We start from the raw sequence: 13,737 nt of genomic DNA, 5'->3' as shown, positions 1-13,737 counted from the left end.
CAATAGAAATATTATGGACGTAAACACGGACAATTTACTTAAGGAGTGAAACAAGTGTCAAATATAGAAGAATTAAATGATCAGCTATTGGTGAGACGCCAAAAAATGACGACGATACTAGAAAACGGACAAGATCCATTTGGAAGCCGTTTTGAGCGTACACATTTATCTGCAGAAGTACGTGAACAATTTGCAGACCAAACAAAAGAACAACTTGAAGAAAACCTTCAAGAGGTGATTATTGCGGGACGTATTATGACGAAACGCGGTAAAGGAAAAGCTGGTTTTGCCCATATTCAAGATTTAGCAGGACAAATCCAAATTTATGTTCGCCAAGATCATGTAGGTGAAGAAGCATATGAGTTGTTTAAACAGGCTGACTTAGGGGATATCGTAGGTGTACGTGGAAATGTATTCCGTACGCAAGTTGGAGAGCTTTCAGTAAAAGCTGAGGACTTCACATTCCTTACAAAAGCTTTACGTCCTATGCCGGAGAAATTCCACGGCTTACAGGATGTTGAGCAACGTTATCGCCAACGTTATTTAGATCTAATGACAAATGAAGATAGCAAAAAAACGTTTATCACTCGTTCTAAAATTATCCGTGCAATCCGAAATTATTTAGATAACGCTGGATATTTAGAAGTAGAAACACCAATGCTTCATACAATTGCTGGTGGCGCAGCTGCTCGTCCATTTATTACGCATCATAATGCACTTGATATGGAATTATATATGCGAATCGCCATCGAATTGCATTTAAAACGTTTAATAGTTGGTGGTTTAGAAAAGGTTTACGAAATTGGTCGTGTGTTCCGTAACGAAGGAATCTCTACACGTCACAATCCAGAGTTTACAATGATTGAGCTATATGAAGCATATGCTGATTATCAAGATATCATGTCTCTAACTGAAAACCTTATTGCACATGTTGCTCAAGAAGTGCTTGGTACAACAACGGTTCAATATGGAGAAGATGAGATCAACCTTGCAGTAGGCTGGAAACGAGTTCATATGGTAGACGCTGTAAAAGAGGCAACTGGTGTGGACTTCTGGCAGCCAATGACAAAAGAACAAGCTCAAACACTTGCTAAAGAGCATGGAGTAGAAGTAAAAGATGTTCATGAAGTAGGTCATATTATCAATGAATTCTTTGAACAAAAGGTAGAAGAGACACTTGTACAACCTACATTTGTATATGGCCACCCAGTAGAAATCTCTCCTCTAGCGAAGAAAAATCCAGAGGACGAGCGTTTCACAGATCGCTTTGAGTTATTTATCGTTCGTCGTGAGCATGCAAATGCCTTCACAGAGCTAAATGATCCTATCGACCAACGCCAACGTTTTGAAGCACAATTAGCAGAAAAAGCGGCAGGTAACGATGAGGCACATGAAATGGACAATGATTTCATTGAAGCGTTGGAATACGGTATGCCTCCAACAGGTGGTTTAGGAATCGGTATTGACCGTTTAATTATGCTCCTTACAAATTCACCATCAATTCGTGACGTATTATTGTTCCCAACAATGCGCCATATTACAAAGTAGTTGGTTTTTTTCATAGAGCAATAAAACAAAAGAAATAAATAAAGAGGAGAATTCACGGGATAAGTGGGTTCTCTTTTTTTATGCTTTGAAAAAAATTAAGTTGTTTAAAGGTTGATTAAATTTAGGTTATACTTTTATAGTTCTATGTTTTTTAAATTACTAAGTAAAAAAAGAAGTATTTTATTGGGGGCTTATAATGAATTACAAAATTATTAACAAACAAGTGTTTGAACAGGCACAATTACGATCAGTTTCTGATGTTCCATTTACTGAAGAAGAACTTGAGCATGGTATGAAATTAGTAGTGGCTAAGAAAGACGAAAACCTTACATTATATTTAGTGGAGATAGACGGTCAGAAGAAATTCGACGTGCGTTGGGATGATTCGTCGGAAATTTTCAGTGGCTGGTATTCCGCTTGGGATAATTTCTTATGGTGCTTAAATATAGTTGATCCTCAAAGTGACGATTTAAAATAGGACATAATAGAAATAAGCGCTAAAGTGTAGTAAAAGCACTTTAGCGCTTATTTTCGATACGGTACATATAAAACGTGTACATGTAAATACGTTGTTGCCTTGAATGAAAAAAGTTTGTATGAAATGAACGACACAATAACATTTGCTCTATCGAAAGCCTTTAGTTTTCTAGAGGTTTTCTTATATAGTAAACTGTAATGCACTTTTGATTTGAAAAATAGTAGGATAAAATGTTGTGATTTGAAAGAAAGAGATGTATAGTAAAACAAATAATTAAGTGGGCAAAGGAGAATATATAATTTCCGTATTCTCGTAAATGCGTAAAATAGCTTATTAATTCGTTATTTTTAAATAAAGTAGATTTTGTTTAAAAAAACACTTGCGATGTCTAAGTTAACATGATAAATTATTACTTGTCGTTAAGACGATGCAAGAAACAACATCAAAGAAATTTAGATGAAAAAGATGTTGACTTACGAAAATGATTATGATATAGTTTAAGAGTTGTCTCTTCGGACTTAAAAACTTTTTAAAAAAGATGTTGACAACGAAAAACGAAATATGTTATAATTTAAAAGTTGCTGTCGATGAGATGGTTAACAAAATGAACCTTGAAAACTGAACAAGCAAAACGTAATCAATAAAGTTTTAAGTAACTAGTTTCGGCTAGTGAACAAAACAAAATTTTGGACATCAAAATTGATGCCAGCAAAACAATTTGAGCTAATCAAATTTCTTTTTATGGAGAGTTTGATCCTGGCTCAGGACGAACGCTGGCGGCGTGCCTAATACATGCAAGTCGAGCGAACAGAGAAGGAGCTTGCTCCTTTGACGTTAGCGGCGGACGGGTGAGTAACACGTGGGCAACCTACCTTATAGTTTGGGATAACTCCGGGAAACCGGGGCTAATACCGAATAATCTGTTCCACCTCATGGTGGAACACTGAAAGACGGCATCTCGCTGTCGCTATAAGATGGGCCCGCGGCGCATTAGCTAGTTGGTGAGGTAACGGCTCACCAAGGCGACGATGCGTAGCCGACCTGAGAGGGTGATCGGCCACACTGGGACTGAGACACGGCCCAGACTCCTACGGGAGGCAGCAGTAGGGAATCTTCCACAATGGGCGAAAGCCTGATGGAGCAACGCCGCGTGAGTGAAGAAGGTTTTCGGATCGTAAAACTCTGTTGTAAGGGAAGAACAAGTACAGTAGTAACTGGCTGTACCTTGACGGTACCTTATTAGAAAGCCACGGCTAACTACGTGCCAGCAGCCGCGGTAATACGTAGGTGGCAAGCGTTGTCCGGAATTATTGGGCGTAAAGCGCGCGCAGGCGGTCCTTTAAGTCTGATGTGAAAGCCCACGGCTCAACCGTGGAGGGTCATTGGAAACTGGGGGACTTGAGTGCAGAAGAGGAAAGTGGAATTCCAAGTGTAGCGGTGAAATGCGTAGAGATTTGGAGGAACACCAGTGGCGAAGGCGACTTTCTGGTCTGTAACTGACGCTGAGGCGCGAAAGCGTGGGGAGCAAACAGGATTAGATACCCTGGTAGTCCACGCCGTAAACGATGAGTGCTAAGTGTTAGGGGGTTTCCGCCCCTTAGTGCTGCAGCTAACGCATTAAGCACTCCGCCTGGGGAGTACGGTCGCAAGACTGAAACTCAAAGGAATTGACGGGGGCCCGCACAAGCGGTGGAGCATGTGGTTTAATTCGAAGCAACGCGAAGAACCTTACCAGGTCTTGACATCCCGTTGACCACTGTAGAGATATAGTTTCCCCTTCGGGGGCAACGGTGACAGGTGGTGCATGGTTGTCGTCAGCTCGTGTCGTGAGATGTTGGGTTAAGTCCCGCAACGAGCGCAACCCTTGATCTTAGTTGCCATCATTTAGTTGGGCACTCTAAGGTGACTGCCGGTGACAAACCGGAGGAAGGTGGGGATGACGTCAAATCATCATGCCCCTTATGACCTGGGCTACACACGTGCTACAATGGACGATACAAACGGTTGCCAACTCGCGAGAGGGAGCTAATCCGATAAAGTCGTTCTCAGTTCGGATTGTAGGCTGCAACTCGCCTACATGAAGCCGGAATCGCTAGTAATCGCGGATCAGCATGCCGCGGTGAATACGTTCCCGGGCCTTGTACACACCGCCCGTCACACCACGAGAGTTTGTAACACCCGAAGTCGGTGAGGTAACCTTTTGGAGCCAGCCGCCGAAGGTGGGATAGATGATTGGGGTGAAGTCGTAACAAGGTAGCCGTATCGGAAGGTGCGGCTGGATCACCTCCTTTCTAAGGATTATTTCGGAATACAAACCTTGGGTTTGTAAGATTACGTTTTGCGTTCAGTTTTGAAGGTTCATTCTTCCGAATGAAATACTTCAAAACTTGTTCTTTGAAAACTGGATAAAACGACATTGAAATTGTAACAAACACATTTATTTTTTAAGTTTTTTATAGGCTTAATAACTTGGTTAAGTTATTAAGGGCGCACGGCGAATGCCTTGGCACTAGGAGCCGAAGAAGGACGGCACTAACACCGATATGCTTCGGGGAGCTGTAAGTGAGCTTTGATCCGGAGATTTCCGAATGGGGGAACCCACTACGTTTAATCGCGTAGTATCTTGACGTGAATACATAGCGTCTTGAAGGCAGACCCAGGGAACTGAAACATCTAAGTACCTGGAGGAAGAGAAAGAAAAATCGATTCCCTGAGTAGCGGCGAGCGAAACGGGAAGAGCCCAAACCAAGAGGCTTGCCTCTTGGGGTTGTAGGACACTCTATACGGAGTTACAAAAGAGCGAGTTAGATGAAGCGACTTGGAAAGGTCCGCCAGAGCAGGTAAAAGCCCTGTAGTCGAAAGTTCGTTCTCTCCTGAGTGGATCCTGAGTACGGCGGAACACGTGAAATTCCGTCGGAATCCGGGAGGACCATCTCCCAAGGCTAAATACTACCTAGTGACCGATAGTGAACCAGTACCGTGAGGGAAAGGTGAAAAGCACCCCGGAAGGGGAGTGAAAGAGATCCTGAAACCGTGTGCCTACAAGTAGTTAGAGCCCGTTAATGGGTGATAGCGTGCCTTTTGTAGAATGAACCGGCGAGTTACGATTACGTGCAAGGTTAAGCTTTAGAAGGCGGAGCCGCAGCGAAAGCGAGTCTGAATAGGGCGAAATAGTACGTGGTCGTAGACCCGAAACCAGGTGATCTACCCATGTCCAGGGTGAAGGTAAGGTAACACTTACTGGAGGCCCGAACCCACGCACGTTGAAAAGTGCGGGGATGAGGTGTGGGTAGCGGAGAAATTCCAATCGAACTTGGAGATAGCTGGTTCTCTCCGAAATAGCTTTAGGGCTAGCCTCGTGATGAGAATACTGGAGGTAGAGCACTGTTTGGACTAGGGGGCCATCCCGGTTTACCGAATTCAGACAAACTCCGAATGCCAGATATTTATACACGGGAGTCAGACTGCGAGTGATAAGATCCGTAGTCAAAAGGGAAACAGCCCAGACCACCAGCTAAGGTCCCAAAGTAATCGTTAAGTGGAAAAGGATGTGGCGTTGCACAGACAACCAGGATGTTGGCTTAGAAGCAGCCATCATTTAAAGAGTGCGTAATAGCTCACTGGTCGAGTGACGCTGCGCCGAAAATGTATCGGGGCTAAACGATTCACCGAAGCTGTGGATTGACATCTACGATGTCAGTGGTAGGAGAGCGTTCTAAGTGCGTTGAAGTCAGACCGGAAGGACTGGTGGAGCGCTTAGAAGTGAGAATGCCGGTATGAGTAGCGAAAGACGGGTGAGAATCCCGTCCACCGTATGACTAAGGTTTCCTGAGGAAGGCTCGTCCGCTCAGGGTTAGTCGGGACCTAAGCCGAGGCCGACAGGCGTAGGCGATGGACAACAGGTTGATATTCCTGTACCACCTCCTCACCGTTTGAGAAATGGGGGGACGCAGTAGGATAGGGTAAGCGCGCTGTTGGTTATGCGCGTCCAAGCAGTAAGGCGTGTGTGTAGGCAAATCCGCACACTGTAACGTTGAGCTGTGATGGCGAGTCCGTATGGACGAAGTTCCTGATTTCACACTGCCAAGAAAAGCCTCTATCGAGGTGAGAGGTGCCCGTACCGCAAACCGACACAGGTAGTCGAGGAGAGAATCCTAAGGTGTGCGAGAGAACTCTCGTTAAGGAACTCGGCAAAATGACCCCGTAACTTCGGGAGAAGGGGTGCTCTTGAGCGTGCAAGCGCATGAGAGCCGCAGTGAATAGGCCCAGGCGACTGTTTAGCAAAAACACAGGTCTCTGCAAAACCGTAAGGTGACGTATAGGGGCTGACGCCTGCCCGGTGCTGGAAGGTTAAGAGGAGTGGTTAGCGCAAGCGAAGCTGCGAATTGAAGCCCCAGTAAACGGCGGCCGTAACTATAACGGTCCTAAGGTAGCGAAATTCCTTGTCGGGTAAGTTCCGACCCGCACGAAAGGCGTAACGATCTGGGCACTGTCTCAACGAGAGACTCGGTGAAATTATAGTACCTGTGAAGATGCAGGTTACCCGCGACAGGACGGAAAGACCCCGTGGAGCTTTACTGTAGCCTGATATTGAATTTTGGTACAACTTGTACAGGATAGGTAGGAGCCAGAGATCTCGGAGCGCCAGCTTCGAAGGAGGCGTCGGTGGGATACTACCCTGGTTGTATTGAAATTCTAACCCATGCCCCTTAGCGGGGCAGGAGACAGTGTCAGGCGGACAGTTTGACTGGGGCGGTCGCCTCCTAAAAGGTAACGGAGGCGCCCAAAGGTTCCCTCAGAATGGTTGGAAATCATTCGTAGAGTGTAAAGGCACAAGGGAGCTTGACTGCGAGACCTACAAGTCGAGCAGGGTCGAAAGACGGGCTTAGTGATCCGGTGGTTCCGCATGGAAGGGCCATCGCTCAACGGATAAAAGCTACCCCGGGGATAACAGGCTTATCTCCCCCAAGAGTCCACATCGACGGGGAGGTTTGGCACCTCGATGTCGGCTCATCGCATCCTGGGGCTGTAGTCGGTCCCAAGGGTTGGGCTGTTCGCCCATTAAAGCGGTACGCGAGCTGGGTTCAGAACGTCGTGAGACAGTTCGGTCCCTATCCGTCGTGGGCGTAGGAAATTTGAGAGGAGCTGTCCTTAGTACGAGAGGACCGGGATGGACACACCGCTGGTGTACCAGTTGTCTTGCCAAAGGCATCGCTGGGTAGCTATGTGTGGACGGGATAAGTGCTGAAAGCATCTAAGCATGAAGCCCCCCTCAAGATGAGATTTCCCATTACGCAAGTAAGTAAGATCCCTCAAAGACGATGAGGTAGATAGGTTCGAGGTGGAAGTGTGGTGACACATGGAGCTGACGAATACTAATCGATCGAGGACTTAACCAAATTGTTTGAAGCAGTCAATGCACCGTTTATCCAGTTTTGAAAGAACAAGAAAGTTTTAAAAAAAGCTTGTATTTATAACGAAATATGTTATAATAAATCTTGTCTTTTAAAAAGTCTAGTGATGATGGCAAAGAGGTCACACCCGTTCCCATACCGAACACGGAAGTTAAGCTCTTTAGCGCCGATGGTAGTTGGGGGCTTCCCCCTGCGAGAGTAGGACGTCGCTAGGCATAATACCCAGGAGGATTAGCTCAGCTGGGAGAGCACCTGCCTTACAAGCAGGGGGTCGGCGGTTCGAGCCCGTCATCCTCCACCATATGCCGGTTTAGCTCAGCAGGTAGAGCAACTGACTTGTAATCAGTAGGTCGTGGGTTCGATTCCTATAGCCGGCACCATTTTTTCGAGCCATTAGCTCAGTTGGTAGAGCATCTGACTTTTAATCAGAGGGTCGAAGGTTCGAGTCCTTCATGGCTCACCATTTTGAAATAATAATAAGCGGGTGTGGCGGAATTGGCAGACGCACTAGACTTAGGATCTAGCGCCGCAAGGCGTGGGGGTTCGACTCCCTTCACCCGCACCATTATTTTCATTGCCAGATAAAAAAACTTATGCACATGCGGAAGTAGTTCAGTGGTAGAACACCACCTTGCCAAGGTGGGGGTCGCGAGTTCGAACCTCGTCTTCCGCTCCAAATGTGCCGGGGTGGCGGAACTGGCAGACGCACAGGACTTAAAATCCTGCGGTAGGTGACTACCGTACCGGTTCGATTCCGGTCCTCGGCACCATTATTATGCGCCCGTAGCTCAATTGGATAGAGCGTCTGACTACGGATCAGAAGGTTATGGGTTCGACTCCTGTCGGGCGCGCCAAAAGAACGAACGGGAAGTAGCTCAGCTTGGTAGAGCACTTGGTTTGGGACCAAGGGGTCGCAGGTTCGAATCCTGTCTTCCCGACCATTTCCTAAATTTATGGGGCCTTAGCTCAGCTGGGAGAGCGCCTGCCTTGCACGCAGGAGGTCAGCGGTTCGATCCCGCTAGGCTCCACCAATTCAATTAAATGAACCTTGAAAACTGAACAAGCAAAACGTAATCAATAAAGTTTTAAGTAACTAGTTTCGGCTAGTGAACGAAACAAAATTTTGGACATCAAAATTGATGCCAGCAAAACAATTTGAGCTAATCAAATTTCTTTTATGGAGAGTTTGATCCTGGCTCAGGACGAACGCTGGCGGCGTGCCTAATACATGCAAGTCGAGCGAACAGAGAAGGAGCTTGCTCCTTTGACGTTAGCGGCGGACGGGTGAGTAACACGTGGGCAACCTACCTTATAGTTTGGGATAACTCCGGGAAACCGGGGCTAATACCGAATAATCTGTTCCACCTCATGGTGGAACACTGAAAGACGGTTTCGGCTGTCGCTATAAGATGGGCCCGCGGCGCATTAGCTAGTTGGTGAGGTAACGGCTCACCAAGGCGACGATGCGTAGCCGACCTGAGAGGGTGATCGGCCACACTGGGACTGAGACACGGCCCAGACTCCTACGGGAGGCAGCAGTAGGGAATCTTCCACAATGGGCGAAAGCCTGATGGAGCAACGCCGCGTGAGTGAAGAAGGTTTTCGGATCGTAAAACTCTGTTGTAAGGGAAGAACAAGTACAGTAGTAACTGGCTGTACCTTGACGGTACCTTATTAGAAAGCCACGGCTAACTACGTGCCAGCAGCCGCGGTAATACGTAGGTGGCAAGCGTTGTCCGGAATTATTGGGCGTAAAGCGCGCGCAGGCGGTCCTTTAAGTCTGATGTGAAAGCCCACGGCTCAACCGTGGAGGGTCATTGGAAACTGGGGGACTTGAGTGCAGAAGAGGAAAGTGGAATTCCAAGTGTAGCGGTGAAATGCGTAGAGATTTGGAGGAACACCAGTGGCGAAGGCGACTTTCTGGTCTGTAACTGACGCTGAGGCGCGAAAGCGTGGGGAGCAAACAGGATTAGATACCCTGGTAGTCCACGCCGTAAACGATGAGTGCTAAGTGTTAGGGGGTTTCCGCCCCTTAGTGCTGCAGCTAACGCATTAAGCACTCCGCCTGGGGAGTACGGTCGCAAGACTGAAACTCAAAGGAATTGACGGGGGCCCGCACAAGCGGTGGAGCATGTGGTTTAATTCGAAGCAACGCGAAGAACCTTACCAGGTCTTGACATCCCGTTGACCACTGTAGAGATATAGTTTCCCCTTCGGGGGCAACGGTGACAGGTGGTGCATGGTTGTCGTCAGCTCGTGTCGTGAGATGTTGGGTTAAGTCCCGCAACGAGCGCAACCCTTGATCTTAGTTGCCATCATTTAGTTGGGCACTCTAAGGTGACTGCCGGTGACAAACCGGAGGAAGGTGGGGATGACGTCAAATCATCATGCCCCTTATGACCTGGGCTACACACGTGCTACAATGGACGATACAAACGGTTGCCAACTCGCGAGAGGGAGCTAATCCGATAAAGTCGTTCTCAGTTCGGATTGTAGGCTGCAACTCGCCTACATGAAGCCGGAATCGCTAGTAATCGCGGATCAGCATGCCGCGGTGAATACGTTCCCGGGCCTTGTACACACCGCCCGTCACACCACGAGAGTTTGTAACACCCGAAGTCGGTGAGGTAACCTTTTGGAGCCAGCCGCCGAAGGTGGGATAGATGATTGGGGTGAAGTCGTAACAAGGTAGCCGTATCGGAAGGTGCGGCTGGATCACCTCCTTTCTAAGGATTATTTCGGAATACAAACCTTGGGTTTGTAAGATTACGTTTTGCGTTCAGTTTTGAAGGTTTATGAAATATTATAAAACTTCCAAGAGGGCCTATAGCTCAGCTGGTTAGAGCGCACGCCTGATAAGCGTGAGGTCGATGGTTCGAGTCCATTTAGGCCCACCATATATACCTCTTGGGGCCTTAGCTCAGCTGGGAGAGCGCCTGCCTTGCACGCAGGAGGTCAGCGGTTCGATCCCGCTAGGCTCCACCAATTTTGTTCTTTGAAAACTGGATAAAACGACATTGAAATTGTAACAAACACATTTATTTTTTAAGTTTTTTATAGGCTTAATAACTTGGTTAAGTTATTAAGGGCGCACGGCGAATGCCTTGGCACTAGGAGCCGAAGAAGGACGGCACTAACACCGATATGCTTCGGGGAGCTGTAAGTGAGCTTTGATCCGGAGATTTCCGAATGGGGGAACCCACTACGTTTAATCGCGTAGTATCTTGACGTGAATACATAGCGTCTTGAAGGCAGACCCAGGGAACTGAAACATCTAAGTACCTGGAGGAAGAGAAAGAAAAATCGATTCCCTGAGTAGCGGCGAGCGAAACGGGAAGAGCCCAAACCAAGAGGCTTGCCTCTTGGGGTTGTAGGACACTCTATACGGAGTTACAAAAGAGCGAGTTAGATGAAGCGACTTGGAAAGGTCCGCCAGAGCAGGTAAAAGCCCTGTAGTCGAAAGTTCGTTCTCTCCTGAGTGGATCCTGAGTACGGCGGAACACGTGAAATTCCGTCGGAATCCGGGAGGACCATCTCCCAAGGCTAAATACTACCTAGTGACCGATAGTGAACCAGTACCGTGAGGGAAAGGTGAAAAGCACCCCGGAAGGGGAGTGAAAGAGATCCTGAAACCGTGTGCCTACAAGTAGTTAGAGCCCGTTAATGGGTGATAGCGTGCCTTTTGTAGAATGAACCGGCGAGTTACGATTACGTGCAAGGTTAAGCTTTAGAAGGCGGAGCCGCAGCGAAAGCGAGTCTGAATAGGGCGAAATAGTACGTGGTCGTAGACCCGAAACCAGGTGATCTACCCATGTCCAGGGTGAAGGTAAGGTAACACTTACTGGAGGCCCGAACCCACGCACGTTGAAAAGTGCGGGGATGAGGTGTGGGTAGCGGAGAAATTCCAATCGAACTTGGAGATAGCTGGTTCTCTCCGAAATAGCTTTAGGGCTAGCCTCGTGATGAGAATACTGGAGGTAGAGCACTGTTTGGACTAGGGGGCCATCCCGGTTTACCGAATTCAGACAAACTCCGAATGCCAGATATTTATACACGGGAGTCAGACTGCGAGTGATAAGATCCGTAGTCAAAAGGGAAACAGCCCAGACCACCAGCTAAGGTCCCAAAGTAATCGTTAAGTGGAAAAGGATGTGGCGTTGCACAGACAACCAGGATGTTGGCTTAGAAGCAGCCATCATTTAAAGAGTGCGTAATAGCTCACTGGTCGAGTGACGCTGCGCCGAAAATGTATCGGGGCTAAACGATTCACCGAAGCTGTGGATTGACATCTACGATGTCAGTGGTAGGAGAGCGTTCTAAGTGCGTTGAAGTCAGACCGGAAGGACTGGTGGAGCGCTTAGAAGTGAGAATGCCGGTATGAGTAGCGAAAGACGGGTGAGAATCCCGTCCACCGTATGACTAAGGTTTCCTGAGGAAGGCTCGTCCGCTCAGGGTTAGTCGGGACCTAAGCCGAGGCCGACAGGCGTAGGCGATGGACAACAGGTTGATATTCCTGTACCACCTCCTCACCGTTTGAGAAATGGGGGGACGCAGTAGGATAGGGTAAGCGCGCTGTTGGTTATGCGCGTCCAAGCAGTAAGGCGTGTGTGTAGGCAAATCCGCACACTGTAACGTTGAGCTGTGATGGCGAGTCCGTATGGACGAAGTTCCTGATTTCACACTGCCAAGAAAAGCCTCTATCGAGGTGAGAGGTGCCCGTACCGCAAACCGACACAGGTAGTCGAGGAGAGAATCCTAAGGTGTGCGAGAGAACTCTCGTTAAGGAACTCGGCAAAATGACCCCGTAACTTCGGGAGAAGGGGTGCTCTTGAGCGTGCAAGCGCATGAGAGCCGCAGTGAATAGGCCCAGGCGACTGTTTAGCAAAAACACAGGTCTCTGCAAAACCGTAAGGTGACGTATAGGGGCTGACGCCTGCCCGGTGCTGGAAGGTTAAGAGGAGTGGTTAGCGCAAGCGAAGCTGCGAATTGAAGCCCCAGTAAACGGCGGCCGTAACTATAACGGTCCTAAGGTAGCGAAATTCCTTGTCGGGTAAGTTCCGACCCGCACGAAAGGCGTAACGATCTGGGCACTGTCTCAACGAGAGACTCGGTGAAATTATAGTACCTGTGAAGATGCAGGTTACCCGCGACAGGACGGAAAGACCCCGTGGAGCTTTACTGTAGCCTGATATTGAATTTTGGTACAACTTGTACAGGATAGGTAGGAGCCAGAGATCTCGGAGCGCCAGCTTCGAAGGAGGCGTCGGTGGGATACTACCCTGGTTGTATTGAAATTCTAACCCATGCCCCTTAGCGGGGCAGGAGACAGTGTCAGGCGGACAGTTTGACTGGGGCGGTCGCCTCCTAAAAGGTAACGGAGGCGCCCAAAGGTTCCCTCAGAATGGTTGGAAATCATTCGTAGAGTGTAAAGGCACAAGGGAGCTTGACTGCGAGACCTACAAGTCGAGCAGGGTCGAAAGACGGGCTTAGTGATCCGGTGGTTCCGCATGGAAGGGCCATCGCTCAACGGATAAAAGCTACCCCGGGGATAACAGGCTTATCTCCCCCAAGAGTCCACATCGACGGGGAGGTTTGGCACCTCGATGTCGGCTCATCGCATCCTGGGGCTGTAGTCGGTCCCAAGGGTTGGGCTGTTCGCCCATTAAAGCGGTACGCGAGCTGGGTTCAGAACGTCGTGAGACAGTTCGGTCCCTATCCGTCGTGGGCGTAGGAAATTTGAGAGGAGCTGTCCTTAGTACGAGAGGACCGGGATGGACACACCGCTGGTGTACCAGTTGTCTTGCCAAAGGCATCGCTGGGTAGCTATGTGTGGACGGGATAAGTGCTGAAAGCATCTAAGCATGAAGCCCCCCTCAAGATGAGATTTCCCATTACGCAAGTAAGTAAGATCCCTCAAAGACGATGAGGTAGATAGGTTCGAGGTGGAAGTGTGGTGACACATGGAGCTGACGAATACTAATCGATCGAGGACTTAACCAAATTGTTTGAAGCAGTCAATGCACCGTTTATCCAGTTTTGAAAGAACAATACTTTCAAAAATGAGAGCTTCAAGACACAAGTAGAACAAGGAAGCAATCGAGTGATTGAGGGAGCGTACTATTGTACGTGACTGATTGAGCGAGAGCAGCTGACGCAGTAATACGCCGTGTATTGAAGGTCGAACATAGTCTAGTGATGATGGCAAAGAGGTCACACCCGTTCCCATACCGAACACGGAAGTTAAGCTCTTTAGCGCCGATGGTAGTTGGGGGCTTCCCCCTGTGAGAGTAGGACGTC

The 13,737-nt window shown here is 48.2% G+C and carries 2 protein-coding genes, 11 tRNA genes and 6 rRNA genes; all 19 read left to right on the top strand.

What is annotated here, in order from left to right:
- Positions 1 to 45 precede the first annotated feature (45 nt).
- Positions 46 to 1,548 carry a lysine--tRNA ligase gene (gene lysS, locus SJW71_RS00095; RefSeq protein ID WP_274795189.1) on the top strand — a complete coding sequence of 501 codons (1,503 nt, stop codon included), beginning with the start codon at positions 46 to 48 and terminating at the stop codon, positions 1,546 to 1,548.
- 196 nt (positions 1,549 to 1,744) lie between these two features.
- The gene (locus tag SJW71_RS00090; protein ID WP_274795190.1) at positions 1,745 to 2,026 is read left to right on the top strand and encodes a hypothetical protein; all 282 of its coding nucleotides are present in this window, start codon (positions 1,745 to 1,747) and stop codon (positions 2,024 to 2,026) included.
- Between the two features lie 738 nt (positions 2,027 to 2,764).
- Positions 2,765 to 4,317: ribosomal RNA gene (locus tag SJW71_RS00085) — 16S ribosomal RNA — on the top strand.
- A gap of 180 nt (positions 4,318 to 4,497) precedes the next feature.
- Positions 4,498 to 7,425, top strand: a 23S ribosomal RNA gene (locus tag SJW71_RS00080).
- Positions 7,426 to 7,539: 114 nt separating this feature from the next.
- A 5S ribosomal RNA gene (gene rrf, locus SJW71_RS00075) occupies positions 7,540 to 7,655 on the top strand.
- Positions 7,656 to 7,665: 10 nt separating this feature from the next.
- Positions 7,666 to 7,741, top strand: a tRNA-Val gene (locus tag SJW71_RS00070).
- Positions 7,742 to 7,744: 3 nt separating this feature from the next.
- Positions 7,745 to 7,820 (top strand) — tRNA-Thr (locus tag SJW71_RS00065).
- Positions 7,821 to 7,827: 7 nt separating this feature from the next.
- Positions 7,828 to 7,903, top strand: a tRNA-Lys gene (locus SJW71_RS00060).
- Between the two features lie 17 nt (positions 7,904 to 7,920).
- Positions 7,921 to 8,005, top strand: a tRNA-Leu gene (locus SJW71_RS00055).
- A 36-nt stretch (positions 8,006 to 8,041) separates the two neighbouring features.
- Positions 8,042 to 8,116, top strand: a tRNA-Gly gene (locus SJW71_RS00050).
- 5 nt (positions 8,117 to 8,121) lie between these two features.
- Positions 8,122 to 8,210, top strand: a tRNA-Leu gene (locus tag SJW71_RS00045).
- Positions 8,211 to 8,217: 7 nt separating this feature from the next.
- Positions 8,218 to 8,294: transfer RNA gene (locus tag SJW71_RS00040), tRNA-Arg, on the top strand.
- A 10-nt stretch (positions 8,295 to 8,304) separates the two neighbouring features.
- Positions 8,305 to 8,381 (top strand) — tRNA-Pro (locus tag SJW71_RS00035).
- Between the two features lie 14 nt (positions 8,382 to 8,395).
- Positions 8,396 to 8,471: transfer RNA gene (locus SJW71_RS00030), tRNA-Ala, on the top strand.
- A 143-nt stretch (positions 8,472 to 8,614) separates the two neighbouring features.
- Positions 8,615 to 10,166, top strand: a 16S ribosomal RNA gene (locus SJW71_RS00025).
- A gap of 94 nt (positions 10,167 to 10,260) precedes the next feature.
- Positions 10,261 to 10,337, top strand: a tRNA-Ile gene (locus tag SJW71_RS00020).
- A gap of 12 nt (positions 10,338 to 10,349) precedes the next feature.
- A tRNA-Ala gene (locus tag SJW71_RS00015) sits at positions 10,350 to 10,425 on the top strand.
- Between the two features lie 87 nt (positions 10,426 to 10,512).
- Positions 10,513 to 13,440, top strand: a 23S ribosomal RNA gene (locus tag SJW71_RS00010).
- Between the two features lie 188 nt (positions 13,441 to 13,628).
- Positions 13,629 to 13,737 (top strand): 5S ribosomal RNA (gene rrf / locus SJW71_RS00005).
- The 16S, 23S and 5S rRNA genes sit together here with 11 tRNA genes alongside, the layout of an rRNA operon.

This window comes from Lysinibacillus sp. FW12, assembly GCF_050817245.1.
Taxonomy (GTDB): domain Bacteria; phylum Bacillota; class Bacilli; order Bacillales_A; family Planococcaceae; genus Lysinibacillus; species Lysinibacillus irui.
This window is presented reverse-complemented; position numbering and strand designations above follow the sequence as displayed.

Excerpts from the sequence above, each read along its gene's own strand:
- SJW71_RS00090 (WP_274795190.1), top strand. The coding sequence starts at position 1,745 with ATGAATTACAAAATTATTAACAAACAAGTGTTTGAACAGGCACAATTA.